The 26166-nt window shown below is 70.7% G+C and carries 26 protein-coding genes; 12 read left to right on the top strand and 14 right to left on the bottom strand.

Features of this window, described 5'->3' with window-relative positions; genetic code table 11:
* The first annotated feature begins 29 nt into the window (after nt 1-29).
* On the top strand, nt 30-929 hold the full coding sequence (locus tag QRX60_RS30725; protein ID WP_285994914.1) for an NADP-dependent oxidoreductase: 900 nt from the start codon (nt 30-32) through the stop codon (nt 927-929).
* Nucleotides 930-1317: 388 nt separating this feature from the next.
* A complete protein-coding gene (locus tag QRX60_RS30720) occupies nt 1318-2325 on the top strand; it encodes an RNA polymerase subunit sigma-70 (RefSeq protein ID WP_285994913.1) in 1008 nt (335 codons plus the stop codon).
* Between the two features lie 60 nt (nt 2326-2385).
* Here QRX60_RS30720 and QRX60_RS30715 read toward each other — a convergent pair whose 3' ends face one another.
* Nucleotides 2386-2955: a dihydrofolate reductase family protein gene (locus QRX60_RS30715; RefSeq protein ID WP_285994912.1), complete on the bottom strand. Its 570-nt coding sequence runs from the start codon at nt 2953-2955 to the stop codon at nt 2386-2388.
* 267 nt (nt 2956-3222) lie between these two features.
* On the bottom strand, nt 3223-5670 hold the full coding sequence (locus QRX60_RS30710; protein ID WP_285994911.1) for a glycoside hydrolase family 3 N-terminal domain-containing protein: 2448 nt from the start codon (nt 5668-5670) through the stop codon (nt 3223-3225).
* A gap of 446 nt (nt 5671-6116) precedes the next feature.
* On the opposite strand from QRX60_RS30710, the gene QRX60_RS30705 reads away from it, so the two are divergent.
* Both QRX60_RS30705 and QRX60_RS30700 read left to right on the top strand, forming a co-directional pair.
* Entirely contained in the window at nt 6117-6677 is a 561-nt protein-coding gene (locus QRX60_RS30705; protein WP_285994910.1) for a hypothetical protein, read from the top strand.
* 194 nt (nt 6678-6871) lie between these two features.
* The gene (locus QRX60_RS30700) at nt 6872-7471 is read left to right on the top strand and encodes a hypothetical protein (protein ID WP_285994909.1); all 600 of its coding nucleotides are present in this window, start codon (nt 6872-6874) and stop codon (nt 7469-7471) included.
* Between the two features lie 161 nt (nt 7472-7632).
* Here the strand turns inward: QRX60_RS30700 and QRX60_RS30695 are convergent, their stop codons facing one another.
* A complete protein-coding gene (locus tag QRX60_RS30695) occupies nt 7633-7782 on the bottom strand; it encodes a YxiG-like protein (RefSeq protein ID WP_285994908.1) in 150 nt (49 codons plus the stop codon).
* A gap of 130 nt (nt 7783-7912) precedes the next feature.
* Between QRX60_RS30695 and QRX60_RS30690 the strand changes: the two genes are divergently transcribed.
* A complete protein-coding gene (locus tag QRX60_RS30690; RefSeq protein ID WP_285994907.1) occupies nt 7913-8110 on the top strand; it encodes a hypothetical protein in 198 nt (65 codons plus the stop codon).
* Between the two features lie 8 nt (nt 8111-8118).
* Complete coding sequence (locus QRX60_RS30685; protein ID WP_285994906.1) at nt 8119-8493, top strand: dihydrofolate reductase family protein; 375 nt, start codon at nt 8119-8121, stop codon at nt 8491-8493.
* On the opposite strand, the gene QRX60_RS30680 is transcribed toward QRX60_RS30685, so the two are convergent.
* The 5 genes from QRX60_RS30680 to QRX60_RS30660 all read right to left on the bottom strand — a co-directional run bounded on the left by QRX60_RS30680 (nt 8483) and on the right by QRX60_RS30660 (nt 13778).
* Nucleotides 8483-9088, bottom strand: coding sequence for a hypothetical protein (locus QRX60_RS30680; RefSeq protein WP_285994905.1), 606 nt, complete (start codon nt 9086-9088; stop codon nt 8483-8485). The genes QRX60_RS30685 and QRX60_RS30680 overlap by 11 nt on opposite strands.
* 261 nt (nt 9089-9349) lie before the next feature.
* Entirely contained in the window at nt 9350-10567 is a 1218-nt protein-coding gene (locus tag QRX60_RS30675; protein WP_285994904.1) for a vWA domain-containing protein, read from the bottom strand.
* The gene (locus QRX60_RS30670; protein ID WP_285994903.1) at nt 10564-11787 is read right to left on the bottom strand and encodes an AAA family ATPase; all 1224 of its coding nucleotides are present in this window, start codon (nt 11785-11787) and stop codon (nt 10564-10566) included. The genes QRX60_RS30675 and QRX60_RS30670 overlap by 4 nt, the downstream gene beginning before the upstream one ends.
* Nucleotides 11788-11861: 74 nt before the next feature.
* Complete coding sequence (locus tag QRX60_RS30665; protein WP_285994902.1) at nt 11862-13151, bottom strand: hypothetical protein; 1290 nt, start codon at nt 13149-13151, stop codon at nt 11862-11864.
* Between the two features lie 144 nt (nt 13152-13295).
* On the bottom strand, nt 13296-13778 hold the full coding sequence (locus QRX60_RS30660; RefSeq protein ID WP_285994901.1) for a GNAT family N-acetyltransferase: 483 nt from the start codon (nt 13776-13778) through the stop codon (nt 13296-13298).
* 225 nt (nt 13779-14003) lie between these two features.
* Between QRX60_RS30660 and QRX60_RS30655 the strand changes: the two genes are divergently transcribed.
* Nucleotides 14004-16232, top strand: a complete 2229-nt coding sequence (locus tag QRX60_RS30655; protein WP_285994900.1) for a hypothetical protein — start codon at nt 14004-14006, stop codon at nt 16230-16232.
* Complete coding sequence (locus QRX60_RS30650) at nt 16166-16627, top strand: DUF4913 domain-containing protein (RefSeq protein ID WP_285994899.1); 462 nt, start codon at nt 16166-16168, stop codon at nt 16625-16627. The genes QRX60_RS30655 and QRX60_RS30650 overlap by 67 nt, the downstream gene beginning before the upstream one ends.
* A gap of 35 nt (nt 16628-16662) precedes the next feature.
* Here the strand turns inward: QRX60_RS30650 and QRX60_RS30645 are convergent, their stop codons facing one another.
* On the bottom strand, nt 16663-17391 hold the full coding sequence (locus QRX60_RS30645) for a class I SAM-dependent methyltransferase (protein WP_285994898.1): 729 nt from the start codon (nt 17389-17391) through the stop codon (nt 16663-16665).
* A gap of 95 nt (nt 17392-17486) precedes the next feature.
* Between QRX60_RS30645 and QRX60_RS30640 the strand changes: the two genes are divergently transcribed.
* A complete protein-coding gene (locus QRX60_RS30640; RefSeq protein WP_285994897.1) occupies nt 17487-18422 on the top strand; it encodes an AraC family transcriptional regulator in 936 nt (311 codons plus the stop codon).
* A gap of 18 nt (nt 18423-18440) precedes the next feature.
* Here the strand turns inward: QRX60_RS30640 and QRX60_RS30635 are convergent, their stop codons facing one another.
* Entirely contained in the window at nt 18441-19889 is a 1449-nt protein-coding gene (locus QRX60_RS30635) for an amidase (RefSeq protein ID WP_285994896.1), read from the bottom strand.
* Nucleotides 19890-20190: 301 nt separating this feature from the next.
* The gene (locus QRX60_RS30630; RefSeq protein ID WP_285994895.1) at nt 20191-20652 is read right to left on the bottom strand and encodes an Lrp/AsnC family transcriptional regulator; all 462 of its coding nucleotides are present in this window, start codon (nt 20650-20652) and stop codon (nt 20191-20193) included.
* 112 nt (nt 20653-20764) lie between these two features.
* Between QRX60_RS30630 and QRX60_RS30625 the strand changes: the two genes are divergently transcribed.
* The gene (locus QRX60_RS30625) at nt 20765-21361 is read left to right on the top strand and encodes a LysE family translocator (RefSeq protein WP_285994894.1); all 597 of its coding nucleotides are present in this window, start codon (nt 20765-20767) and stop codon (nt 21359-21361) included.
* Between the two features lie 58 nt (nt 21362-21419).
* Here QRX60_RS30625 and QRX60_RS30620 read toward each other — a convergent pair whose 3' ends face one another.
* A complete protein-coding gene (locus QRX60_RS30620; protein WP_285994893.1) occupies nt 21420-22379 on the bottom strand; it encodes an alpha/beta hydrolase family protein in 960 nt (319 codons plus the stop codon).
* Nucleotides 22380-22721: 342 nt separating this feature from the next.
* Nucleotides 22722-23648, bottom strand: a complete 927-nt coding sequence (locus tag QRX60_RS30615; protein WP_285994892.1) for a helix-turn-helix domain-containing protein — start codon at nt 23646-23648, stop codon at nt 22722-22724.
* 130 nt (nt 23649-23778) lie between these two features.
* Between QRX60_RS30615 and QRX60_RS30610 the strand changes: the two genes are divergently transcribed.
* Nucleotides 23779-24729, top strand: coding sequence for an NADP-dependent oxidoreductase (locus QRX60_RS30610; RefSeq protein WP_285994891.1), 951 nt, complete (start codon nt 23779-23781; stop codon nt 24727-24729).
* Between the two features lie 166 nt (nt 24730-24895).
* Nucleotides 24896-25444 carry a hypothetical protein gene (locus QRX60_RS30605; protein WP_285994890.1) on the top strand — a complete coding sequence of 183 codons (549 nt, stop codon included), beginning with the start codon at nt 24896-24898 and terminating at the stop codon, nt 25442-25444.
* A gap of 186 nt (nt 25445-25630) precedes the next feature.
* Here the strand turns inward: QRX60_RS30605 and QRX60_RS30600 are convergent, their stop codons facing one another.
* Nucleotides 25631-26095, bottom strand: a complete 465-nt coding sequence (locus QRX60_RS30600; RefSeq protein ID WP_285994889.1) for a hypothetical protein — start codon at nt 26093-26095, stop codon at nt 25631-25633.
* Between the last annotated feature and the right edge of the window lie 71 nt (nt 26096-26166).

Raw genomic sequence — 26166 nt, 5'->3', positions numbered from 1 at the left:
GATTCGAATCACCTACACCAGGAGATCTCATGAAAGCAGTACGTTATGACCGGTTTTCCGGCATCGACGGGATCTACCTCGCCGACGTCCCCGAGCCCGTGCCCGGCCCGGGCGAGGTGGTCATGCAGGTCGCGGCCAGTGTGCTCAACCCCGGGGCGTTACCGGCGCTGCACGGCAGTTCGTACACGCCGGGGCGCGATCTCGCCGGTGAAGTCGTCGCTGTCGGTGCCGACGTGTCCGGTTTCGCCGTCGGGGACGCGGTGCTGGGGTGGCTCCAGAGCTGGGACGCCCACGCCCAGTTCGTCGCCATCCCGGCAGCCCAACTGGTGAGCAAGCCTGACGCCCTCGGCTGGGACGTGGCGGGCTCGCTCTACACCACACCGATGGCGGGTCTCGGTGCCATCCGGGCGGTCGAGCCCCGGCCCGGTGAGACCGTCGTGATCTCAGGCGCATCGGGCGGCGTCGGGTTCACCGCGGCACAGCTCGCACTCCGCACCGGAGCGAGGGTGATCGGCCTGACCAGCGCCGCGCATTTCGACCTGCTCCGCCATCACGGCATCGAGCCCGTCCAGTACGGCGACGGTGAACGGGAACGGATCCTCGCCACGACCGACCGAACAGATGCGTTCATCGACGCCGTCGGTGGCGGCTACATCGACCTCGCGATCGACCTCGGCGTTCCGGTGGACCGCATCGACACCGTTGTCGACTATCGCGGAGCGAAGGAGAAGGGCGTCAAATCTTTCGGAACGACCGATGCCGGCGGCCCCCCGGCACTGGCCGGGCTGGCCGCCCTCGCCGCTACGGGCGACCTGTACATCCCTGTCGCCGCAACGTACCCGCTCACGGCCGTGCGCGACGCCTATCAGGCGTTGGCCGATCGCAAGACCCACGGGCGCATCGTGCTGCACCCCCAGGACATCGTCTGAACCAACCTCGTCCCGCACCGCTTACGCCGCGAGTCGGTCGACGGCGGTCCCTGCCGGCCATGTCGCGCTCGGCGCCGTGAACACGAACCGTGCGAGTGCCGAGCGCGGTACTCCCCCAGCGACCCGACCAGGAACGGCGGCAGCGCGGTCGTGCGGGCGGGGCCCGGGTCTTCGGCCGGCCGAGCCACCAGGCCGGCACTCTGAAGTGACCCGGTGTCCGGGTGGCGGGTTCGGGCGGCATCTTGCCTGACCTGGAGCACCTCCCCTGGAACGACCCGACCCGTCCGCCCTGACGAACGGCCCGGTGCCGGCGGCTTCACCGATCAGAAATCCCCCGCCCCGTCGTCAGTTCTGGTAGCCCCTCGCACCGATGGAAGGATCGCTGACCATGACCGACGCCAAACCGCTGGACGCCGACGAGGCCACGTTCATCGCGGCGGTCCGCTCAGGCGATACGGCGCGCTTCGCGCTCATCACGGAGCGTCACCGGCGTGAGCTGCAGGTGCACTGCTACCGGATGCTCGCGAACTACGAGGACGCCCAGGACATGACGCAGGAGACGTTCCTGCGAGCGTGGAACAAGCGGGAGACGTTCAAGGGCCACGCCGCGCTGCGGACCTGGCTGTACCGGATCGCGACGAACGTCTGCCTCGACTTCCTGGAGAAGCGCAACGACCGCACACCCGCACCGTCCGCGCTGCCGGACTCCGGCTCCGAGCTGCCGTACCTGCAGCCGTACCCCGACCGGATGCTCCCCGAAGACCCGCAGGAATCGGTGGTGGCGCGGGAGACGATCGAGCTGGCGTTCATCGTCGCCGTCCAGCACCTGCCGCCGCGGCAGCGGGCGGTGCTCATCCTGCGCGACGTCCTCGGCTGGCCGGCGTCGAAGGCCGCCGACGCCCTCGAGCTGACCGTCGCTTCGGTGACCAGCGCACTGCAGCGGGCGCGGGTGACGATGCGCGAGCAGCTGCCCGGCCGCCGCCTCGACTGGCGCAGCCCCGCCACCCACGAGCTGTCGGACGACGAGCGCGGCGTGGTGAAGTCCTACATCGACGCCCATGAGCGCAACGACCTCGACGGGCTGATGTCCCTGCTGCGCGAGGACCTGCGCTTCGCGATGCTGCCCGATCCGGGCACCGTGATCGTGGGGGCCGAGGACGCGGTGGACGGCTGGGTCTCCGGTGGGCTCTTCCAGCGCGGCTACGACGACTGGCGCTGCATCGCCACGACGGTCAACCGCATGCCTGCCGCCGTGTTGTACCGCCGCACCCCCGACGATCCGGAGTACCGGTTGCTGAACCTCGCGGTCCTGCACATCGTCGACGGGAAGATCGCCGAGCTCACCGGATTCGACGTCACCGACAAACCCTGGCTGGACCTGCCCCCGACCCTGTGATCACGCATGTCCCGAGTGGACGCCCCGCCGGGGTTGCCGGCGGGGCTTCTTGGCCCGGGCTTATCGCCTCGTCTCGTAGCGGGTCTGCACCACGCCGCCGGGAAACGTCCGCGTCTCCACGAGGTTCAGGTTCACCCAACTGTCCAGCGCCGTGAAGAACGGCGTGCCGCCACCCACCAGGACCGGATGGGTGACGATCTCGTACTCGTCGACCAGCCCGGCCCGCATGGCGGCCCCGGCCAGCGTCGCACCACCCACCCTCATCGGGCCGCCGTCGTCGGCCTTGAGCCGGGTGATCTCGGCGACCGCGTCGCCGGTGACCAGGCGGGCGTTCCAGTCGACCTTGTCGATCGTCGAGGAGAACACCACCTTCGGCGTGTCCCGCCAGTTCCGCGCGAACTCGATCTCCGCCGGGGTGGCGTCCGGCTGCTGGTCGCCGGTCGGCCAGTAGGAGCTCATCGTCTCCCACAGCTTGCGCCCGTACAGGAACAGGTCGATCGCCTGCTCCTGGTCGAGCCACCACTGGAACAGCTCATCGCTCGGCGGCCCGCTCCAGCCGATGTCGACGCCGGTCGCGGCGATGTAGCCGTCCAGGGTCACGTTCATGCCGAAGATCAGTTTCCGCGTCATGCCAGCCTCCTGTGAGTCGATCTCACACGTACAGACGGGCGAGGCGCGAGAACCTAATCGGTGCGCGATCTGCGTCTGCAGCCACCATGCGACAACCGAACGTCCTCATCTGCCGAAGAGAGACTTGTCCGGCTCTCCGTGACCATGGTGGAAGCGCCGCGGCTGCGAGGCCGGGGATCGGTAGGGCGTGGTTCTGGAGCAAGAGGAACAGAGCCTGGGCCGGCATGCGGGGCGACGCGCCGGCGTCGCCCCGCAACCGACCCGGTGCTACTGGATCAGGAACGGCGCCGACACGTCCACCGCGTACGGCGTCGTGCCGTTCTTGTCCAGCTGCAGCACATAACTGCCCGGCACCACGGCGGGCGGGCCGGACGCGTTGATGTCGGGCGCGCTTTCGGCCAGCGTGGCCGCCGGGAAGGACACGCGCACGACCTGTGACCGGCCCGGGTCGAGCGTCACCCGCGCGGAGCCGACCAGCCGTTGCGGCGGGACGACCACCGGGCTCACCGGCTGGGCCACGTAGACCGGCACGATGTCGGTGCCGGCGCGGGTCCCGGTGTTCGTGACGGTGAACGTCGCGGTGGCCGTGCCGCCCCGCGCGACCTTCGGCGTCACCGCCAAGTTCGTGTGCGTGAACGTCGTGTACGACAGGCCGTAACCGAACGGGAACTGCGGGTTGTACGCGTTGCCCTGACCGGATGCCGTGCTGGGCAGCTGGTCGAAGAACTTCGGCTGGTCCCCCAGCGGGGACGGAGCCGTGCCGGCGAAGTCACCGCCGACGGCCGGCGCGTCGGACGGCCAGCTGATCGGCAGCTTGCCCGCGGGGTTCGTCTTCCCGAACAGCACATCCGCCACAGCCGTGCCGGCTTCCGTGCTGCCCTGGTAGGCCATCAGCACCGCGTTCGCCTTCTCGGCCGGGCCCAGCCCGACCGGCCGGCCCGCGACGACCACGACGATCACCGGTTTGCCGGTTGCCTCCAGCGCCGAGATGAGGGCCTGCTGGTCGGGCGCCAGGGCCGGCGCCGGGTTGTCGCCCAGCCCTTCCGCATAGGCCTTCTCCCCCACCACCGCCACATAGGCACTGGTGTCCGCCGCGGCCGCGACGGCGCTGGCCTGGTCCGGCGCGTAGACCGCGGCCGGGTCCGCGGCCCGGATGCCGCCCAGCACGGTGGTGCCCGGCGGAATCTGGTTCTCGGGGCCCATGCAGCACACGTGCCCGGCACCCGCCACGCCCTGCCAGCTCACGCTCCAGCCGCCGAGCTGGTTGGTCATCGAGTCCGCGCTCGGGCCGGTCACCACGACCTTCGCGCCGGCCGGCAACGGCAGCGCGTTGTTCTCGTTGCGCAGCAAGGTGATCGACTCCCGCGCGGCCTTGGCCGTCTGGTCACGGCCCGCGGTGACGGCGGCGTTGGCGGCGTTCGCGTCGACGCACGGTTTCGCCGGGTCGGCCACGCACGGCTGGTCGAACAGGCCGAGCTGGAACTTCAGCGTGAGGATGCGGCGCACGGCCTGGTCGATCCGCGCGCGCGAGATCTTGCCCGTGTCGACGGCCTGCAGGATCGCGGCCTGCCACCCCGCCGCGTCGGAGACCTGCATGCTCATGTCGACGCCCGCGTTCACGGCGGCGGCGATGGCACCCGGGAGATCCGCCGCGATGTGATAGGCGGTCTGCAACGCGGTGACGTCCTGGTAGTCGCTGATCACGACACCCTGGAAGTGCATCTGGTCGCGCAGGACGTCGGTCAGCAGGTAGTGCGACGAAGTGGCGGGAACGCCGTTGATCGAACCGGAGTTGACCATCACCGTCCCGGCGCCCGCGTCGATCCCCGCCGCGTACGGCGGCAGGATGGTCGTCTGGAGGTAGTTCATGGGCAGCAGCGCCTCGGCCCGGTCGTGGCCGTTGATCGACTGCGAGTAGCCGGCGAAGTGCTTGACCGTCGCGCTGACGTTCAACTCACCGCGCTTGCCGGGGGTCTGCATGCCCTTGATGTTCGCGGCGCCCATCGCGGCCGCCAGGGCCGGTTGCTCGGCCCACGTCTCGTAGGTGCGGCCCCACCGGTTGTCGCGCGCGATGTCCTGGACCGGGGCGAAGTTCCAGGTCCAGCCGGTGGCGCGCAGGGCGTCCGCGGTCGCCTTGCCCCCGGCCTGGGCGAGCGCGGGGTCCCAGGTGGCGCCCATGCCGATGGACTGCGGGAACAGCGGCGCCTGCCACGGGTGGCCGAAGCCGTGCACCGCGTCGACGCCGAACACCACCGGGAGGTGCAGGCGCGAGTTCTTGATCGCGAACTGCTGGATGATGTTGTACTCGGTGGCCCAGTCGTAGCCGGTGTTGCCCACGCCGCCCTTGCCCGTGGTGTCGACCGGATTCTCGGTACCGCCTGCGAGAATCGAACCGACGTTGGCCTCGACCAGGATTTTTCGCATGCATTCGGGATTGGGTAGGTTGAAACCGTTGTTCCCGCACCTCGTGCCGTCGGCGTCGGTCAGCGTGGTGACCAGCTGCTGGTCCATCTGGCCGACTTTCTCGGGCAGCGTCATCGCGTGGAGCAGGGCCTCCACCCGCGCCGGCACGGGGCGGTGGGTGTCCAGCCAGGGCGCGACGCCCAGGTCGATGGCGGCACTGCTACTGGCGGTGAACGCGGGAACCGCGAGCAGGGCCGCGGCCGCGAGCACCGTGACGGTGGCGCGGGTACTGCGTCTGTGGTTGCGGAACACCTGACCTCCTTCAGCCGTGGTCGGCATGGACCGGCCGCATGGGTGCGAGCGCACCGTAGGACCGTCCGCCTGGGCTGTAAAGCGCCGAACGGCGGCCGGGCGTCCGTTTGTACACCTTGAAGTAAGCGGTATCCCGTGTCGGCTTCCCGACCGGACGCCGGCAGGCCGACGGCGGCCTGCGTGTCGACGTCCGACCGGCCGGCGTCTCCGCCAGCATCCCCGGCACCATGCTGACCGGCGCCGAGATCGATCAGGCCACCCGGATGCCGCAACTCCTCGCCGACGGCCTGCTCGTCCGCGACCATCCCCTGAAGCAACTGCCCCCGTGGCCCCACCTTGGGAACGCGACGCACTCTTCTGCCGCGATCAGCGTGTTCGCGCTCGTAGTGATTTGTTTACGACCGCCGGCTGACAGGGCTGCGCGTCTTCGCGCTTAGAGTCGATCCATGGACGATGCCACGTGGCGAACGGCGCTCTCGGTAGCCAGGGCGGCCGAACACTGCGGTTGCCTCGAGCCGAGCGACTGGCCGGCCGTCGCGGTCAGCATGCTGCTGGAAGGCAACGAGGATCCCGAGATCGCCGAGCTGGCCGGCTTGAGCCGCCAGGCGAACGGATGGGACACAGAACCGCTGGTAGCCGCCGCGTGCGAGCGCTACGGAGTCTTGGCTGCCGACGCGGACGAGTCGACCGATCTCGTGGCCCGGTTGATGGCGGACGACCTCCGGGCCCGGCCGGCCGCGGTCACCGCGCCGATGATCCGCCTCCTGGCCCGGCTCGCGCCACCGGACTTCACGTCGGACCTGGCCAGCCGATGTTTCAGCGTCGAAGAGTATCTGGACTGCGGCTGCGTCCAGGTCGATCCTGGCTTCGAGGCGGAACTGCGGCAGCTGCCGACGCTGCGTTTGGCCGCCTCCATCGTCGAGGCACTCGCGCGGCCGTTGCGCTCGACGCTCCCCACCTCTCAGCCTCCTCACGGACATCACGAGCACCAGACCGACAACGGGTGACCTCTGGCAGAGGCCGGCACCGCACTGTCCTGTCGATGATCGCTCGTTCACTTCCGGTAATGCCGAGGAGATTATGCGCTTGTGGGCAACGGTAAAATGGAATCGTGGTGCTGTCTGGGGAACAGTGGTTGACGCAGGTCCTTCGACCGGCCGTGGCTGGAGTGAGCCGTGCTCGGCGCGAACGGTCAGTCGGCGTGGTTTCCGTAGATCCGTTGCGCATGGTGGGAAGTCGGCTCGCGGCGCAGGTCGAGGCGCTCGGTGATACCGGGGTACTCACCGACGAGCAGGAAAGGACCGCGCTCGACACCCTCGAGAAGGCCGGAATCATGCCGGAAATCCGGACGACGTCGGCCGCAACGTCGTCCTCGATGGCCGCGGGTGCCTTCGCTCCCGTGGCTGTACGGGCGGGTTCGGCGCCGGTCGTCGCCCGCGAGCCGGCCGAGCCGCCCACGTTGCGAGGTGTGCTGGTGGGGCCGCGACCACTCGGGCAACTCGACGGACGCCCGGTGACGCTGATCTCGGCGGAGCTGTGGAGCGACCGGTTCCTGGTCGACCTCTACACCAACCCCGGCCCGGAACACCGCGACCGGCGGGCGCAGGCCGCGCGTGAGCACCTGGAGTGGATGAAACGCCAATGCCGCGGGCAGGCCACCGAGCGACCGGGCCGGGCCTTCGTCGGCTCAGCACTGATCGACCTCACCTGGGAAGTGCGCGACGAGCAGGACACCGCATATCGCCGGACCGGCGGCTCGGCCGAATCGGGAGACCATCTCGACCGGCAGCGCATGCAATGATCTCCAGCACCCCCCGCGCAGTCTGGACGCCTGACCCTGCTCGCCACCGACACCACCGGCACGATCGTGCTCGACGCCGAAATCCCCCTCCCCCGATCAACCACCTGACGCCGCGCGCCCATCCGCCGAAGACTTGCCTCCGGTGCTCGCTCATGCCGATGTCAGAGCGTCCCGGCTTCGGTTTGGTCGTCTTGCACGGTGAACGGTGAGTAGCCACGCTCGACTCGGCCGACCGACAGGTCGGAGAAGACAAGCGAGATGCTGTGGCTGTTGGTCTCGATCAGCGCCTCGTGGATCTGCTGAACGTCCACACGAGACATTCCACCCCATCGGCCGAGGGACATCCGTTCACGCCGGGAGGCGAGCGTTACCGAGAGCGGTGTCTAATGGGCGAGCAATTTACCGTGAGAAAGCGCAGTCCGTCTCGACCGGGAGCTTTTAATGCAGATCCTCGCCCGTCAGTGCGTGACCGCCGACGGCTACGTGACCACGCCGGACGGATGGCCGCCGCAGGTGATCGATCCCGCGCACGGCCCCGGCAGCCACGGAGTCCGGGAATTCGTCGCCGGTTGCGAAGCCGTGCTGATGGGGCGCACCACCTTCGAGCCCGCGTTGACCGCTGGCCGTGGCCGGACCTGAACGTCTTCGTGCTGGGCTCCCACCGGTCACGGGCGCACCGGACGAGGTGGTGTTTCGACAGCGACCCCGCCCGGCTGCTGGAGCGGCTGCGTAGCGACAACTCCGGCGGCGACGTCCACCTGGTCGGCGGCCCGAGCACGATCGAGACCTTCCGCGCGCTCGACGCGGTGGACAAACTGGAACTGGTGGTGCTGCCGTTCATGGTCGGCGCAGGGATGCGGCTGACCGACTCCCTGGCCTCCGACACCGCACTGTCTTTCGAAAGTTCCCGCTCGCTGCCCGGTGGCTCCGTGGAAATCGTCCACTCGCTGCGCGCCTGGATACCTGCCCGCGACGTGGCAATCACCGAGCGAGCCGCCTCTTCGCCCGGGCTCAGAGCTTGAGGTCGAAGCCTTGGACGTACCAAGCCCCTTCGTGCTTCTGCATCTTGAAGGTGAGGCTGAACGAGCCCGTGTCCCCGGTCGCACCGATCAGTTCGAGGCTGCGCAGCGTGCGACCGTCGAGCTTGACGGCCGTGTCCGGCACGGTCACCTCGTTCCCCTTCGCGGTCACCCCGGTCACCCCGGTCACCTCGACTTCTCCCTGCGGGGGCAGCTTGACGCCCGGCTTCGCCCAGGCCTCGCGCAGCGACTTGGCGCTCGCGAGCACCTCGGGACGCTTGCACAGCGTTTCGGCGTCTTGCCCGGCGGGCAGCACGGGAGCACCGGAGAGGCACGCCTCCGTGTACTGCTCTTTCAGGATCTGGGTCACCCAGCGCTCGAGGGCCGCCTGGAGGGTCTCGGCACCGGATGCGGGCTGCACCTGGGACGTCTGCGGGGAAGCGCTCGCGGGCGAAGCGGACGGGCTCGGCACCGGCGCCGCCGATCCGCTGACCCCGGCCGAGCCACACGCGGTCAAGCCCATGACCACCACCGGCAGCATGGGGGCAAGCCGTCTCGCCTTGGGTCGCCGGGCGTGCACCGTCGGGGCGATCGTCACAGGGATTCCTCCTGACTCAGCCGGTAATCCGGCTGCGGGCCTTCGTCGGCCCGGAGCTTGGTGTGAGGCGACCGAAACCGTCAACCGTCCCGTGCGAAGCTTGCCCTTTTTTTCACCGTTGCCGGTCGAACGTCCGGTCCTGCCACCAGACACGGCCGTTCGCTCCGCGCGGTTCACAAGAGACATCGCCGAATGGCTGGCGGCAAACGACCCGGCCCTGACCGCGAAGCCGGCTCAGAGTCGGTACCGCCGGCGGACCGATCAGCCCACGGTGACCACCCTCGCCCAAGCAGGGGGCACTTCCGGTTCGTAGTGGGGATTGTTCTCATCCACCGGACGCTGCCGGGAGAACAGGCCCACGACCGTCCGGCCGGGCGGTCGTGCCTCCGGCCAGGGGGTCTGGCCGTCCGTCAGGGCCACGATCACGTCGGCGCGGGGATTGCCGCGCTGGACCTGGGCGAAGCCGGTGCGCAGATCCGTGCCGCCGCCGCCCACCAAAGGGATTCCTTCGGCGCGGCACAGCTCGTGGGTGACGTGCGCGGCGGCGTCGCACGACAGCACCGAGACGAGATCGCGCCGGCCTCCGACCGCGCGGACGATCGCCGCGATTTCGAGGAGCGCGCTCCCCAGCTCGGCGTCGCTCACCGAGCCGGAGGTGTCGACGATCACGCAGACGCGCGGCGGCCGGCGCCGCAGGCTCGGCATGACGACGCCCGGCAGACCGGCCGATCTGCGCGAGGGCCGGCCGTAGGTGTAGTCCTCCCCCGCACCGGACATCGCCGATCGGACCGCCGCCCCCAGCAGTTCCCGCCACGGCTGCGGCGGGTGGAACGCCTCCTGCGCCCAGCGCTGCCAGCCCTTCGGGACATCGCCCGGGCTGCCGTTGATCCCTTGTGCGACCCGGAACCGGACGGCGTCGCGTTCCTGCTCGCTGAGCCCGTGTGCCCCGTCGGCCCCCAGATCCCAGTCACGGTCCAGTCCGTCGGCGCCGCTGCCGCAGTCGAGCCAGGCGTATCCGGCCGTGTAGGGCCCGAGGCGGAACTGGCGCAGGTAGTCCTCCATCAACTGCCCCTCGCGAAGCCTGAGCGACGCCGGCTGGACGGCTCCCTCGGGCCGCACCAGGCCGTCGCCGAACACGTCGTCGTTGATTTCGCAGTCCGCGGCGATGTTCATCCGCAATCGCTCTCCAGGCCCGGTCAGCTCGTGCTCCGCGGCGAACCGGTCGCTGCGCCCGTGGTGGTCGCGCAGCAGGTGCGAGACCTCGTGCACCCAGACCCCGGCCAGCTCCGCCAGCGGAGTGCGGTCGACGAACGCCGGCGAAACGTAGCAGCGCCAGTGGCGGTCCACGGCCATCGTCGGCACCCGCCGGGACTCCACCGTGTGCAAGGCGAACAAGGCCGTCGCCAGGTACGGCCGGTTCCGGACGGCGTGCAACCGGGCAGCGAACAGCTTCTCCTCGTCCATGGACCCCGCCGTCATCGGTCCTCGCCCGCGTCTGCCGCGGCCTGATCCGCTTGCCGCGACAACGACACCGCCCCCGAAAGCCGTTCGATCGCCGCCGGCACCGGCCAGTCGTCACGGCGCAGCGAGGCGAGCGTGGCCGCCGGCACGACCACCAGGTCCGGGGCGCCGGTTTCCAGCGCTCGCAACAGCAGCGACCACGCCGCGTTCCAGCGAACCCGCTCCGGCCGCCGGCGCACCGCCGCGACCACGCCGTCGAGCACCGTCTGGCGCAGGTCGCCACGCTCGGGCAGCACCGCCACCTCCGGGTCCGCGAGCAGTGTTTCGGGGTCCGGCAGATCCATCCGATCCAGGCCGGCCAGCAGTTCCAGACCCGGCCCGTCGCCGACAGCACCCCGCACCAGCATGGACAGCACGTCCCGGGAGACGTCCGCCGCGGTGGCGAAAGCGATGAGGCGCAGCGCCATCTCCCAGCTGCGTGGGGAAGGCCACGGACCGCCGCGGCGTGCTTCGTTCTTCGGCAGCTGGTGAACCAGTCCGGGCCGGGCGATCAGGAGACCGCAGACCGCACGGCGGGCGAACGTCACGGCGTCGGGCAGCCGTCCCCGGTCCAGCCGGGGCAGCGCCGCCTTCGGCCACGTCCCGCCCAGCCCGCGGACCACGACGTCGTGGTCGTGGGCCCACTGCAGGTGGACGAACCGGTTGGCCAGCGGCGGGCTCAGTTCCCACCCGTCGGCCGCGGAGGAACGCGGGTTGGCGGCGGCGACGATCCGGACTCCCGGCGGCAGCCGCAGGGCACCGACCTGTCGCTCGAGCACGACGCGCAACAGCGCGGCCTGGACGGCGGGCGGCGCGGTCGACAGCTCGTCCAGGAACAGGAGACCGTGTCCGGCGCGGGCCAGGCGTACGGCCCACTCCGGCGGGGCCATCGGCACCCCCTGCGTCGCGGGATCGTCGCCGACCACGGGCAGCCCGGAGAAGTCGGACGGCTCGTGCACGCTCGCGATCACCGTGGTCAGCGGCAGTTCCAGCGCTTCCGCGAGCTGGTTCAGCGCGGCGGTCTTGCCGATGCCCGGCTCGCCCCACAGCAGCACCGGCAGATCGGCGGACACGGCCAGTGTCAAGGCTTCCAGCTGGGTGTCGGCACGCGGCTCGGTGTCCGTGTCGTGCAACAGGGCCAGCAGATCGGCGGCGACGTCGAGCGGTCGGAGGTGTGCCGCTTCGGAAGGGATATCCATGGCAGTAGACAGTTTTGATCACCTTGGGGTCGGTTCGAGGCCGTGTCCGGCCAGGCGGGCGGAGACGTAAGAGGTCAGGGACGGGTCGCGTGGCGCGGCCGGGTCCGGACAGCGCGCCGGATCTTGTCCTTTGTGGACGGAAGCGGACCGGATCCGGCCAGCCCGGCCCGATACAGCCCGTGGAGCACCTGCCGGCGCACGGCCGTCTCGAGTTCGTCGCGCAGTGCGCCGCTGCGCAGCAGCACGTCCGGTCCGAGCAGACCTTCGACGGCGGAGAGGGCGCCGGCGTTGTCGCCGTGGTCCAGCCGGGCTCGGACGTCCACGAGACTTTCCGGATGCCGGTGTGCCTCGTCGATGGCGCGCAGGCACGGCAGCTCGGTGCCGCCCAGCGCGCCCAGCAGCTCTTCGCGGCGGATCTCGTCGGGATCGTGGTCCAGCGGGACCAGCACCCCGTCCACCACGGCGATCCGGTGGGTGGCACCACGGCATTCGACGAAGCGCGAATTCGGCGAGCCGTCCGGAGTCCGGGCCGCACCGGCCGGCCGGTGGCCGGGTCGAAGGGCCGAGGCGACGAGCGGGTGCAGCCGGTCGGCGTCGATCAGTCCGGCGTGGAGCAGCCGCAGGTCGGGCGGGACCCAGGTCGCGGCGTCGGGCAGGACCGGCACCGCCCGGCCGCCGGCTGCCGCACCCGGCGCGCCCAGGTTCAGCAGCAGCCGGCGCCGGCTGGTGAGCCGCACGACGACGACGTCGTCCGCGCACCTGTCCGCGTGCAGGAGCAGCGCCGCCTCGGCGATCCACCGGTCCACGGCGCAGGCGCCCACGCCGTGCCCGGACCGCTCCGGTAGCTCACCGGCCCGGCGCGTGTCCCACAGGTGGCGGTGCAGGTCGAAGCGATACCGGCGGTGGGGCCGGGGATGCGGATGCAGGCCCGCGTCGCGCTGGGACGGCGTCCACAGCGCGAGGCTGATCCGCTGACCGGCGTTCGCCCAGGCCGGCGGCGTGCGCGCCACGAGGTGTACTGCACCGCCGCGGTGAGTGGTCGAACCGTACCGAGCCAGGGAGACCGTGAGGCCCGGCCGCACCAGGCCGTCCGGGCTGATCCTCGGGAAATGCCAGCGAAGCAGGTCAGGAGCCAGGTGACGCAGATCGGCGCGGACCTGTGCCACCAACCCGGCGCCGTGGACGCGACCCACGGCTCGCAGGTTCAGATCCACATCGACGCGCGCGGCGGCGCAGGCCCCGGCCCAGTCGCCCACCATCCGGCGGGCGGCAGCTGACTCGATCATCGACGGCGGCACGGCGAACTCGCGCACGCGCGCCCAGAAAAGAAGACGGAAGTCCTCGTTCGCGGTCAAAGGGTGCATCAGCACTCACCTTTGGCGAACGGAACCCCCGATCTGCTGGAGTAGGTAGTCATCGCGGACGAGCGTAGCAGGGCCGGGTGCGCGACGGGTTCCGGATTTTCGACGACGAACCCGTCGGGACCATGACCGGCTGTCTGTGTGTCTTTACGTGCGGGGGCCGAGGTCTTTGGCCATGACGACGTTGGTCTCGACGTAGCCGAGTTTCCGGTAAAGCGACCGGGCGACCGAGTTGTTGCCGAAAACCTGGAGCCGCACGGCCTTCAGGCCAGCGGAACGCACCTCGTGCTCCAACGCCCGCATGAGCGCGTCACCGTACCCCCGGCCACGCAGGTCCGCGTCGACCTGGATGTCGTAGAGGTAAGCGACCCGGCCGGCGCCGTGAGGTCGTTCGGCGAACCAGACCATGCCGACCCTCTGGTCGCCGTCCCGCGCGACGTACAGGTGGTGGCCGGGTGTGGCGACCCCCTCGGGCAAGAGCGCGGCGTACTCGTCGACGGCGCGCTGCCCCGCCCCGTCGGCCGGCCAGCTCTTGGCCGAAACATGGGCCTCGGCATAGGCCAGGACCGCGTTGCGGTGGTACTCCGCGTATTCCGCACTGGTCATCGGATCGAGCCGGACGTCTGCCATGGCCACCCTCCTCGCCCGCAGGCCGCGAACACAGTTTCGGTACCAGGCCACGCCGCGGATCGGCGCGCCACCTCGCCCTCGGCGGGGCGGCCTGATCTTGCCACCCGGTCTTGACCAGCCACTGACGTCCGGGTGTTCGCCCGATTCGGCGGCGCGGCTGGTCTGTTTGCCGTAAGGTCTTCTCCGGTCCAGACCGGTGCAGGGTCGGTGTGTTGGGGTTGGTGGATGCCGCGGGCTGTCAAGTGGGCGATCACGCTGGTCGTCGGTGCCGTCGTGTTCGTCCTCGGATGGTGGGTCTGCGACTTCCCGCTGGGCATGGAGACCGGCAACGCGCTCAGCGTCGCGGCGTTGCCCAGCGCGCTCATCATGTCGCCGCTGGGCTGGTGGGCCGGCCGTGAGGCATCGGTGCGGGTCATCGGCGAGCCGGTGCCGAGCCCCCAGGAGCCTGCCCCTGCCGTTCGCGATCGGCAGGTGGTGGTGGGGCCCGTGCCCCGGAAACCGCAGCACTTCCAGCCGCCGGTCGACGCCGTGCACGCTCTTTCGGGCATCGTCGACGGGACGGTCGCGGTGGTGTGCACGGTGACCGGCCTGCGCGGGGTCGGCAAGACCCAGGCGGCCGGCGCCTACGCGCGTCAGCGGATCGCAGACGGCTGGCTGGTGGCCTGGTTGCCTGCCCAGTCCGAGGAACTGGTCGTGGCCGGGCTGGCGGAACTGGCCGACGCGCTGGGGTTGCGCCGTCCCGGAGACACCACCGCGACGACCACCGCACGGGTCCGCAACCATCTCCAGACGCTTCGCGAGCCCGCTTTGCTGGTGTTCGACAACGTGACCGACCCCGCGCACGTCGTCCCGCATCTGCCCGCCACCGGCAGTGCGCAGATCGTGCTGACCAGCGCGAGCCACACGATCGATCAGCTGGGCACCCGGGTTCCGGTGGATCTGTTCAGCTTGGGCACCGCCGTGCGGTTCCTCACCGACAGCACCGGGTTGCCGGACACGGCCGGCGCCCGCAAGCTCGCCCGCGAGCTGGGTTGCCTGCCGCTGGCCCTGGCGCAGGCGGCCGCACGCGTCGTCCGGATCGACCACGACTACGCGACATACCTGCGCCGCCACCAGAGCGTCGCCGTGGACCGGCTGCTCACCGCGGTGCCCGGCGACCCGTATCCGCTCGGGGCGGCCAAGGCGATCATGCTCGCGATCGAGCCGTTCACCGCCGACGAAACCCACCGGATGCCGGTGGAGCTCCTCGATCTGCTCAGCGTGCTCTCGCCCGACGGCGTCTCCCGCGACCTGCTCACCGCCGGGCTGGACGGCGACGCCGACGATGCGCTCGCCGCCCTGCTCGATGCGTCGCTGGTCGAGTTCGCCGGCACGGACAACGCCATCGTGGTCATGCACCGGCTGACCCAGCGCGCCATCCGCGACCGCGCCGACCACGACCTCCCTGCTGCGCTTACGCGTGCGGCCGGCTTGGTGCGCGTGGCCAGCCGTCCCGCGGAACAGGCCAAGCAGAAGCGCGACCTCGGCGAAGAGCTGATCCGGCACCTCGACACGCTGCGGTCCCACGCGACGGCCGTCGAGGCCCCGCCCGGCGCGCTCGACGGGTTCCTCGGCCTGCGCGCCGACGCGCTGTACGACCTGTCCGAGTGGTATTGGCGCCACGACCGGCCGGTCGCCGAGCGGATCCTGTTGCGCCAGGCCCTTCCGCTCTACCGGCGGCTGGCCCGAGCCGGCACGAACCAGCGAAGCCGGCTGGCCTCCTGTCTGCACCACATCGGCGCCAGCTACCTGAACTCCGGGGTCGCCGACCGGGCGGCCACCACGCTGTACCAGGCATACGAGCTGCGGGTGGCCCTCGCCGACGCCGATGACGACGAGGTGGCCTCGCTGGCGGCCACGTGCGCGCAATTGTGCCGCGCGTTGCTGATGACGAGCAGGTTTCGTGAAGCCGTCCGGATCGCCGAGCACGAGGTGCGCTTGCGGCGAGGGCGCTCGGGCTCCGACGGAGACCTCTACTTCGGGCTTGTGCGCTTGGCACGCGGACAGGTGATGGTGGGCGAGGACGCTGCGGCTTGGCGCACTGCCCTCGAGGTCGAGGAGCTCTGCGAGACGTCGGCCGACGACGAGCCGACGAACGTCGCCTGGCGGCAACTGCAGCTGGCCAGGGTGCTGAGCGTGTGCGGGCGGCACGACCCGCGCCGGGCCGCGCGTGCGGAAGGGCCCGCGCGGGCCGCGCTCAGGGCGTACCGCCGCTTGGTCGACCAGGATCCGCGAGACCACCAAGCGACCTTGAAGTCGGCTGTGGCCACCCTCGTCACCGTGCTCGAACGGCTGGGGCGCCACGCCGAGGCGCTCGAGGTAACCCATCGGATAGGAGCAGATCCCGAATGGCAGCACAACTCCCCGGCGAGGAGATCGGCGAGTCGCCCGCCGAAATCCAGCAGGACGAACTAGGGACCGCGAACGAGGGCCAGCTCTTCTACTCGAACGTCCTCGAGTTCGTCGCCGACCGCTTCCGGTACCTCGTCCCGCTGTCCGGTCCGGACTCCGGGCGGGTGTGGTGCCCGTCGTGGTTCCGGCACGCCCAGGCGCTGTCCCGGTTGGACTCGGTGTGGCGTGCATGGGAGTTCCTGCGCTTCGAGCCCTCGTTGGGGATGTCGAACTGGTGGCTGCACCACGCCGACCCGCAGGTGCGGGCGCTGATGGACCCGGTCACCGGCCCGTTCGCCCACTGCGTCGACGGTCACCGGGCCGAAGAGCCGCTGCCGCTGGACGACGTGCCGGACGGCCTCTTCGACGACCAGCGGTTGAAGTGGCTGCAGACCAGCAACCCGTTCGACCTCAGCTGAGCCGGACGTCTTGACCGCGTGGCCCACGCGACCGGTCAGCGAGCCGGCTCTCCTGTGGAGGGACGGGTCGCCTGCACGAAGGTGATCCGGCCGAGCCGGTGGTCGGCGTGCGCGGCCTCCCGTGCGTCGCCGAACCCGGCATCGGCCAGCAGCGCGACGATGCCGTCGCCGTGGTTGGCGGCCACCTGCGGGTTCCGTTCCACCCGGAAACGCAGGAAGCGGGGCAGGTGCCGGCCGTGGCCGTGCGCGGGGTCGCCGGAGCCGCCGAAGTCGGCGATGGTGACCTTGCCTCCCGGCCGGAGGGCGCGGAATGCGTCGCGGGCGAACGCGGCCCGGCTGTCGCCATCGAGGTGGTGCAGGGCCAAGGACGAGATCACGTGGTCCAGAGAGGCGTCCTCGGCGGGGATCCGGTCGGCGTAACCCTGAACGAGGGTGAGGGCGACACCGCGGCGGCGCGCTTTGCGCATGCCCCGCCGCAGCGCGTCCCGGTCGGGATCGAGGCCGGTCAGCCGGGCGCCCGGCTGAGCCGCGAGCACGGCCAGCGACAGGTTGGCCGTGCCGCAGCCGACGTCGACCACCGCCTGGCCCGGCTCGACGCCGGCGAGTCCGGCCAGCCGCTCGTGCACCGCGCGAACACCGGCGAACCGCGTGAGGACGTCGTAGAACGGGAGAAGCCAGGTCTTCCCGGCACCCGGCAGGAACGGGCGGTCCCGCTCCTCCGGAGTGCGCTGATCGAGGAACCGTACGTCGCTCGTCGTCGCCATGAAGTGCTCCCTGCGCAGTCGGTGGCAGACCCGGTGTCGCCCTCCTCCAGTCTTGGACTTCCTGCGGTTCCGCAGCAGGACGTACGGTGGTCAACGTGGGACATTCTTCGGTCAGTGACGTGCCGGGAGCTTCTTCGGTGCTGCGCACGGTGCGACCCGATGGAACGCCGGTCTACCGGCACCGGCAGCGGCCCGGCGTGCCTCCGGTCACGGTGGTGCGCTTCGACACCGAAGACGCCCACGCCCACCTTCCGCCGGGCCACCGGCACGCCCACGACTTCCTGGTCCTGGTCTACATCGAGGACGGCACCGGCTCGTTCGCCGTCGACGGCGCCGAACGGCTGCTGAGGGCCGGCGAGGTCCACGCCGTGCCTCCCGGGCAGGTCATCAGCGTCGAGGACGTCGCGGAGCTCGCCCGCGGCCGTGCGTGGTCGGTCGCGTTCACGCCGGACGCCGTCCCCGCGCTGACCTCGGTCTCCCCACTGTCCTGGGCGCACCATCCCCTGCTCGCCCTGTTCGCTCCCGGCGCGGTGCCCGGCCGGGTCGCCGGGCCGGACCGGGCGCGCTGGTCGGCGTGGATGGCGGACCTGGCCGAGGAGCTCGCCGACCCGTATCGGCTCGGCGCCCACGAGGCCGCCGCCGCGCTGCTCACCCGGCTCCTGGTCGCGGCCGCGCGGCTGGCACCGTCGTCGCCGGGCACGCCGGACCCGCTCACCGAGCGGGTCTTCGCCGAGATCGAGGCGACGTTCCGGGAGCCGATCTCCGCCGCGGATGTCGCCCGCGCGCTCGGCTACACCCCAGGGCATCTCACCACCGTGCTCCGCCGGCGCACCGGCCGTCCCCTGCTCGAATGGATCACCGAACGGCGCATGACCGAAGTCCGCCGGATGCTGCGCGAAACCGACCTGCCCCTCGACGTCGTGGCCGCCCGGACCGGCCTGCGTGACGCCACCTATCTCGTCCGCCGTTTCCGCGACCGGTACGGCATCACCCCGCAGCGGTGGCGCCACGCCCAGCGGGCACAGCCCTGACGATCGCTCCCCTGCGCCCTACTTCGGTGCCTGGAAGCCGCCGATCTCCTGCTCCAGCAGTTCGGCCAGCCGCAGCGGGGTGCGGTCCTCGAACATCGGACCGATGAGCTGCACCCCGACCGGCAGGCCCTCGGGGGACCGGCCCGCCGGTACCGCGGTGGCGGGCAGACCGGGCATGGTGGCCAGCCCGGCCCAGACGAGCTGGTCGAAGTACGGGTACTCGACGCCGTCGATGTCGATCCGCCGTTCCATCGGATTGGGGCTGTGGTCGTGCGGGAACGCGGGCGTCGGCGTGATCGGGCACACCACGGCGTCGAACTCGGCGAACAGCTGCCGCCAGCCGTGGCGGTGGACCTCGCGAAGGCGGTTCGCCTCCATCCAGTCGCGGTGGCTGAACAACATGGCGCGCAGCCGCGTCGCGTCGAGACTCCGGTCGGCGCCCAGTCCGGCGACGCGGGTCCGCAGCTGCTCGAGCGATTCGGTGGGAAAACGCGCAACGGAACCCGAAATCAGCAACTGCATGTAGAGCGTCGCGGCTTCGGCCAGATCGGGCAGCAGCGGACTGTGCCGTTCGACGCGGGCGCCGCCGTCGGCGAGCGCGGCGGCCACCCGGTTCACGCCCGCCCGCACGGCGGCCCCGGTCGGAAGGAGCGGATGCTCGTCGACGACCAGGACCCGGAAATCGCCGAGCCGCTCGTGGCGCGCGGGCGGCAGCGTCACGTTGTGCGCCTTGCCGAACGTCAGCGGGTCCGGCCCGACCATCACGTCGAGCAGGAGCGTGAGGTCGCGGGCGGTGCGCGCCATCGGACCGACGACGGCGAGGTCGAGCTCGACCGGCAAGGCAGGCTCGGCCGGCGGGACCATCCCGCGGCCGGCCGCCAGCCCGAGCGTCGGCTTGTGCGCGTAGACGCCGCAGAAATGCGCAGGGGTGCGCAGCGAGCCGGCGATGTCGGAACCGATGGACAGCGCGCCGAACCCGGACGCCAGGGCCGCCGCCGACCCGCCGGAGGATCCGCCCGACGTGCGACCGGGATCCCACGGGTTGGTGGTGGTGCCGTAGATCTCGTTGAAGCTCTGGATGTCCTGCAACCCCAGCGGCACATTGGTCTTGCCGAGCACCACCGCGCCCGCGGCCTTGAGCCGCGACACCTGGACCGCGTCCTCGGCCGGCAGATAGTCCCGGTGCGGCGGCATGCCCCAGGTCGTGGGCAGCCCGGCGATGTCGTAGGACTCCTTGACCGTCACCGGAACACCGAGCAGCGGCCGGTCCTCCCCCCGCGCGCGTGCCTGGTCGGCACGGTGCGCGGCGGCCCGCGCCCGGTCGAAGTCCCGCACGCAGATCGCGTTGACCACCTCGTCGTCACGCTCGATACGGGCGATCGCCTCGTCGGTCAGTTCCACCGCCGTCACCGCACCGGCGCGCAACGCGACAACGAGTTCTTCGGCCGTCTGAAAGCTCCAATTCATGAATCCGAAGCTATCTGGGCGTCACCGAGGACACGAAATTCCGGTTCGTGCAACAGGTTGTCCGAACGGGCCACCTCCTGCCGACGAAGTCGGGCACTCGTGCCACCATCTTAGGTGGCTTACCGCAGGTCACAGCGCTTGCGGTGAGCTAGCTACACCCGCGCAGGCCATGAAATGCCGCGTCGTGCAACAGGATGGACGTCTCAATTCTCCCGACACATTGTTTGTCGACGGGCATTTGCCGTCGTGATTGTCAACGTTTTCTGCCGCGCGGTTTTCCGCACCCGGGTCGCCGAGGCGATCAGTCGACCGGAACCACCGTGGTGTGCTTGACGGTGCGGATCGCGATGCCGGAGTGCAGGGTGGCCACGCCCTCGATCCGGGTCATCCGTTCGAGCAGGAACCGGTCGAGGTCGCGCAGGTCGGCGACGGCGACCTTGAGCAGGTAGTCCGTTTCCCCGGCGGTCCAGTGGCACTCCAGCACGGCGGGGTCCTGCACGATCTCGGTTTCGAACCGTTCGATGGCGCGCTTGGTGTGCTGCGCCAGCCGGACCGTGATGAAGACGGTGAGTCCGCGGCCGACCAGGTCGCGGTCGACGAGGGCCGCGTAGCCGCTGATGTAGCCCTGCTCCTCCAGCCGCTGCACGCGACGCAGACACGGTGCGGCCGACAGGCCGACCGCGGACGCGAGGTCCCGGTTCGACATCCGGCCGTCGCGCTGCAGGATCCGGAGGATCGCCTGGTCGATGCTGTCCAGTGCCATGCGCAACATAGTTGCGCATCTGGCGCAAAATGAGCAACAGACGAACGGTAATTGCTGGACTGACGGCACGCGCGCCTCCGACGATGGGAGAGGAAACGAACGGAGGTCCCGGATGCCCGAGTTGATCTGGCCACTGCTGCTGTTCGCGGTGGTCATGGTGGTCAGTCCCGGAACGAACAACGTGCTGGCGACCGACAGCGGTCTGCGGTTCGGGCTGCGCGCCAGCCTGCGGTTGCTGGCCGGCCTCGGCCTCGGCGTCGTGTCGCTGGTCGTGCTGGCTGCGCTGGGCCTCGGCTTCGTCGTCACCGCGGTGCCACACACCCAGGTCGCCCTGCGGGCGGCGGGCACCGGGTACCTGCTGTGGCTGGCCGTGCGGATTCTGCGGTCCGGCAGGCCGGCCGGGACGCAGGACGCGCAGGGCTCCCGGACCTTCACCACCGGGCTGCTGGCGAGCTGGCTGAATCCGAAGGTCTGGGTGCTGGCGCTGAGCGCAGTCGCCGGGTATTCCACGATCTCTTCCGACCCGTTCGTGCTCGCGGCGATCCTGGGCAGCGTTTTCGCCGTCGTCGTCGTCCCCAACCTGCTGCTGTGGTGTTCCTGCGGACGGCTGATGGCGGCCAGGCTCACCACCGACCGCCACTGGCGCGTCGCGAACACGGCTTTGGCCGCACTGCTCGTGGTGTCGATCGTCCCGATCTGGCTGGAGTGAAGAAGCGCAGGCAATCGAGGAGCCGCCCGGACGTCCGCGATTGCCGCTGAGCGTGCGTTCAGGCGGTCGAATCGATGTCGAGCCGCTCGGTGATCCACCGGGTCAGGGTTTCGAGGTAACCGGACGCCAAAGCGGTGCCACCGCCGACCTGAACGCGGTGGTCGGCATGGGGGAACACCTCGACGGCCAGGGTGGCCCGCGGATGGCGATCGGGATGGCAGGCGGCCGCGGCGAACAGGCTGATGCTGTCGGCCACCGGAACCAGTTCGTCGGCGCCGCCGAAGGTCGCCAGGTGGGGACAGCGCAGGCGCAGCGCGTTCGGGATCGGATCGTGGTCTTGCTTGCGCTTGGTGAATTCCCAGAGGCTTTCGTCCATTTCGGACCAGTACTCGCCGAACAGGTCGGTGACCACAGCAGGGATAGGAGAAGTGCGGACCAATCGTGTTGCTTCGGCGAAGCCGGCACCGCGCCGACCGGCCTCGACGAGACGGTCGTACGCGGCCAGTGTCACATCGGCGTCGTCGCACGTGACGCCGGCTATCGCCTGAAGGGCGGTGGCCAGCGCGTACCGGTCCTGAGCCGCGGGTGTCATGCCGGGGCAGCCGTTGGTGACCACCCAGGGCACGTCCTCCCGGGCCGCGGCGCACAGGACGACCCAGCCGCCTTCGCTGTGCCCGAACAGGCCGGTGGCTTCGGCCCGCACACCTGGCTGGGCACGGAGGAAGTCCAGCGCGGCGACGGCGTCGACCGCGAAGTCGTCGATGGTTGCTTCGCGCCAGTCACCGGAGGAGGCGCCGACCCCGCGCTTGTCGTAGGACAGCACGGCGAAGCCGGCTTCCGCGAGTCGCCTGCGGATCGGCGGGAAGAAGGTGTCGTTGTTCCGGTCCGACGGTCCGGAACCGCCGACCATGACCACCCCCGGGGCCGGAGCACGGCGATCGGGAACGGTGAGCGACCCAGCCAACACCACGTCGGTGCTCGGGAAGGTCACATCGCGTACGAGCTCATCGGTCCCCATCAACCCAGTATCCGGATACCAGGTGAGATGCGCTCTCATGACGCCGGGGGATGCCGTGCAGGTCCAGCGGAGCGGATCCGCGGGTGATCACCAACTCACGACCGCCGGGTGGCGGCAAGGGTCAGTGACGGCTGCGCTGTCCGTTCGGGTCCGCAGTCTGGATGGTGTCGAGCGGTCTGAGACTGCGGCCAAACCACGGAAAACGTACCGAGGCGGCGCCTGCCGTCGGGCAGCAAGCAACGTCGTCCGGGTCGTACAGCCGGCAGCCGACCGGTGGCCGCGCCCTGATCGGGCAGGAAGGCCGTGTCGGCCTCGATCGCGTGCTCTCCCCTCGCTCGGCGGTCAGCCGCCCTGGGAACGGCGGGCTTCCGATGCCGCCGGCGATCCGGATCCGGCGCGGGCCGCCGACTGGTTGCTCGCTGTGGGGCCGGGTGCGTCGAGCACGCCGGCCAGCAGCCGAAGCCGTTCGTCGTCCGGGCTGCCCGGCTCCGCGGTGTAGACGATGAGCACGGGCCCGGGCGCGCCCGGCATCGGGTAGGCGTCCCAGTCCAGGTTCAGCTCCCCGACCAGCGGGTGATCGACGCGCATCCGGCCGCGTGTCGTGTCCTCGACGTCGTGGCGGGCCCACAGCGTCGCGAACTCCGTGCTGCGCACCGCCAGCTCACCCACCAGCTCCACCGCGCGCGGGTGCCCCGGCTCGGCGGCGACCTGGGCCCGCAACATCGCGGTCAGCTCCGCGACCGTGGCCGCCCGCTCCGGGCACGCCTCGCCCGCCTCCGGGTGCAGCAGCAGGGCCAGGAGGTTCCGCTCGGCCCGGGGCACCTCGGTGAACGCGCCCAGCAGCGCGCCGGCCAGCGGGTTCCAGGCCAGCACGTCCAGGAAGCGCCCGACGACCAGCGCGGGCGAGGTCGTCGCGTGCAGCAGCCGCATCGTGGTCGGTGGCACCCCCTCCGGCGGGTACCGGCGGGCGGGGCGGGGCGGGGTGCGCGCGGCGGCCGCGAGGCTGTGCAGGTGCCGGGTCTCCTCGGCGGAGAAGTTCAGCGCGCCGGCGATGGCGTCGAGGACCTGGTCCGACGGCCGCACGTCGCGGCCCTGCTCCATGCGCTGGTAGTAGTCCGAGCTCACTCCGGCCAGCAGGGCCAGTTCCTCGCGGCGGAGCCCGGCGACGCGCCGCCGCGGACCCGGCTCCAGGCCGACGTCCTGCGGCCGCACGCGGGTCCGCCGGGTCCGCAGGAACTCGGCCAGCGCGCGGCGGGGGTCGTCGGTCACCGGCCCAGTATGCCCGGGGCGGGCCCGGCGAAGGTGGGTCCGGCAGTCCCAGGACAACGCGAACGACCGTGTTTCCGCGAGCGGCCCGCAGGATCGGTGGCACACAGCCGACCACGGAAGGGAACACGACATGAAGGCCGCACAGATCGGGAGCTTCGGCGCACCGGACGTCCTCCGGGTCACCGAAACCGACCGCCCCTCCCCCGGCCCCGACGAGGTCCTGGTGGCGGTCGAGGCGTCCAGCGTGAACGGACACGACACGATCGTGCGGGCCGGTGGGCTGAAGATGGTGTCGGGCCGGGCGTTCCCGATCGGGGTCGGCCTGGACTTCGCCGGTGTCGTCGTCACGACCGGCACCGACGTCCGGGGCTACCGCGCCGGGGACCGGGTGTGGGGCACGGTGCACCCCCGCGGACGGCACACCGTCGCCGGGGCCGCCGAGTACGTCGTGGTTTCCGCCGACCGCATCAGCCCCGCACCGGTGGGTGTTTCCGCGGTCGAGGCGGCGTCCCTGGTCGTCGCGGGCAGCACCGCCTTGATCGCCCTGCGCGACAGTGTCCGGCTGGCCGACGGCGAGCGGGTCCTGGTCCGGGGCGCGGCCGGTGGCGTCGGCACCGCGGCGGTGCAGCTGGCCCGGGCGATGGGTGGCCACGTCACCGCGCTGGCCCGCGACCGCCACGCCGCGGTCCTGCGTGACCTGGGAGCCGACGAGGTCCTCGACTACGGCACCACCACCTCGGAGGAGATCGGGCCGTTCGACGTCATCGTCGACACGGTCGGCGCCGAGCTGCACTGCTACCGCAGCAGGCTGGCCAAGGGCGGCCGGATGGTCACCGTCGGGCTGTCGGCTCCCGCCCTGGCCGCGATCGCGGCGTCGAGCATCCACGGCTCCCGGCGCATCCGCACGTTCAGCGCCAACCCCGGTTCCGCCGCGCTGGACGAGCTGGCCGATCACGTCACCTCCGGCGCACTTCGCCCGGTGGTGCACCGCGTGTACCCGCTGGCCGACATCGCCGCCGCCCACGAGGCCTTCGAGCGCGGCGGCGTACTGGGCAAGCACGTGCTCGCCGTCTCCGGCTGAGGCGGCGAACGGGCACGTGCCGAGGCGGCCTCGTGCACCTGGTGACCAAAGGCCACGGCCGGCGGGAGGAAGTCCCATGTCTTCGGCCACCGCCACCGGCTGTACTGGAGACCACGAGCCCGGCTGGGGGCGGGCCCGAACCGGTTCGAGCGAAGGAGGGACTTCGATGGTCACTTCGGGTCGCGACAAGACGATGTCGAAGCACGACGAACGCATGCTGAGGCGAGCACGTGCCGACGCCGATTCCGCTCACATGCTTGCGGACTTCGCGCACACGAGTGCCCAGGACGCGGCCGCCAAGGCCAGGCGGGCGCGGGCCTCGAAGCCGCAACGACCCTCCGGCGCCGGTCCGTACGGCTTGCCGCGTTCCTGGCCGGGACAGCGCATCACCACGATGAATCCGTACGATCTGCTCGGGGCCTTGAGGCCAGGTGATTTCAAAGCCACGCAGGACAGCGCCCAGCAGCACGAGGCGAAAGCCCGCCACAACCAGGCTCTCGCCCAGGCCTACGAACGAACCGCCAGGAGGGCCGAGCCCTCCGCACTTCCTGATGCGCGGGACTGGCTGGCCGACCTCACGGGTTCGCGACTCCACGGTCCGGGCACGGGCGGTGTGCAGCAGGCAGTGAGCAACTACCGCTCGGCAGCCGAAAAGTGGAAGGCGGCCGGACACGAATGGTCCAAAGCCGCGTTGGTCTGGCAAATAGGCGCCTGAAGACCCGTGGTGACGGGCCGCGCGAGCGGCCTGCATCCGTGGCGCCCAGCGGGTCCGGTCTGACCGGCTGGTGTCTGAGGTTCGTTGACCGGGGTCGTGAGTGAGAAACCGTGTTCTAACCCCGTTTCTCACTCACGATAAGCTCGGTATGGCATCGACGAACGCCGTGCTGAACCTCACTGAGGCTCAGCAGGAAGCGTTCTGCAGAAGGTTCATGGCCCGGATCTCGTGCGTGCCGGCTTCCTCGAGCTCGCGGGCCATGTGCTGCACGGCGGTGTAGCTCTGCCCGTCGATCCCGTTGTGCATGGCCTCGTCCATCAACTTGACCGAGGTGCGCATTTCGGTATCGGCCTCGCGGAGACAATCAGGAACGGTCCCGGCCGCCAACGTCTTCTCCAGCCCGGCGTTGGCGTCGTGGACCCGCTGCAGCGCGACCCGGCACTCCTGCTCGTTCCACGGTCCGCACTCGGTGGGGATTCCGGCCACCGCCGCGTTGACCGCGTCCAGCGCGGGCACCATGGCCGCGATGTAGGCATTGGCCGAAGTACCCGGGATCACGACCGGCGAAGGCGCGGTATCCGATCCGCGACCGCAACCGGCGCTCCCCACCAGAAGCGCCCCGACGAGAAGAATGGCGTATGAATTCCGCATCGTGACAATTTCCCGCAGCCGGGTAGCGTGGGGCCAGAGTTCTTCTTCCCCATGGGCGGGGACCAAAGACC

The sequence above is a fragment of the Amycolatopsis mongoliensis genome, from assembly GCF_030285665.1.
GTDB classification, from domain to species: Bacteria; Actinomycetota; Actinomycetes; order Mycobacteriales; family Pseudonocardiaceae; genus Amycolatopsis; species Amycolatopsis mongoliensis.
The sequence above is the reverse complement of the archived record's forward strand: the minus strand, read 5'-3'. Positions and strand labels throughout refer to the sequence as shown.

Bases quoted from the DNA above. Each gene is read 5' to 3' on its own strand.
- QRX60_RS30665 (WP_285994902.1), bottom strand. From the start codon at position 13,151: ATGCACCCTTTGACCGCGAACGAGGACTTCCGTCTTCTTTTCTGGGCG.
- QRX60_RS30715 (WP_285994912.1), bottom strand. From the start codon at position 2,955: ATGACGCGGAAACTGATCTTCGGCATGAACGTGACCCTGGACGGCTAC.
- QRX60_RS30655 (WP_285994900.1), top strand. From the start codon at position 14,004: ATGCCGCGGGCTGTCAAGTGGGCGATCACGCTGGTCGTCGGTGCCGTC.
- QRX60_RS30720 (WP_285994913.1), top strand. From the start codon at position 1,318: ATGACCGACGCCAAACCGCTGGACGCCGACGAGGCCACGTTCATCGCG.
- QRX60_RS30650 (WP_285994899.1), top strand. From the start codon at position 16,166: ATGGCAGCACAACTCCCCGGCGAGGAGATCGGCGAGTCGCCCGCCGAA.
- QRX60_RS30705 (WP_285994910.1), top strand. From the start codon at position 6,117: ATGGACGATGCCACGTGGCGAACGGCGCTCTCGGTAGCCAGGGCGGCC.
- QRX60_RS30625 (WP_285994894.1), top strand. From the start codon at position 20,765: ATGCCCGAGTTGATCTGGCCACTGCTGCTGTTCGCGGTGGTCATGGTG.
- QRX60_RS30605 (WP_285994890.1), top strand. From the start codon at position 24,896: ATGGTCACTTCGGGTCGCGACAAGACGATGTCGAAGCACGACGAACGC.
- QRX60_RS30620 (WP_285994893.1), bottom strand. From the start codon at position 22,379: ATGGGGACCGATGAGCTCGTACGCGATGTGACCTTCCCGAGCACCGAC.
- QRX60_RS30670 (WP_285994903.1), bottom strand. From the start codon at position 11,787: ATGGATATCCCTTCCGAAGCGGCACACCTCCGACCGCTCGACGTCGCC.
- QRX60_RS30610 (WP_285994891.1), top strand. From the start codon at position 23,779: ATGAAGGCCGCACAGATCGGGAGCTTCGGCGCACCGGACGTCCTCCGG.
- QRX60_RS30635 (WP_285994896.1), bottom strand. From the start codon at position 19,889: ATGAATTGGAGCTTTCAGACGGCCGAAGAACTCGTTGTCGCGTTGCGC.
- QRX60_RS30600 (WP_285994889.1), bottom strand. From the start codon at position 26,095: ATGCGGAATTCATACGCCATTCTTCTCGTCGGGGCGCTTCTGGTGGGG.
- QRX60_RS30690 (WP_285994907.1), top strand. From the start codon at position 7,913: ATGCAGATCCTCGCCCGTCAGTGCGTGACCGCCGACGGCTACGTGACC.
- QRX60_RS30725 (WP_285994914.1), top strand. From the start codon at position 30: ATGAAAGCAGTACGTTATGACCGGTTTTCCGGCATCGACGGGATCTAC.
- QRX60_RS30675 (WP_285994904.1), bottom strand. From the start codon at position 10,567: ATGACGGCGGGGTCCATGGACGAGGAGAAGCTGTTCGCTGCCCGGTTG.
- QRX60_RS30660 (WP_285994901.1), bottom strand. From the start codon at position 13,778: ATGGCAGACGTCCGGCTCGATCCGATGACCAGTGCGGAATACGCGGAG.
- QRX60_RS30630 (WP_285994895.1), bottom strand. From the start codon at position 20,652: ATGGCACTGGACAGCATCGACCAGGCGATCCTCCGGATCCTGCAGCGC.
- QRX60_RS30645 (WP_285994898.1), bottom strand. From the start codon at position 17,391: ATGGCGACGACGAGCGACGTACGGTTCCTCGATCAGCGCACTCCGGAG.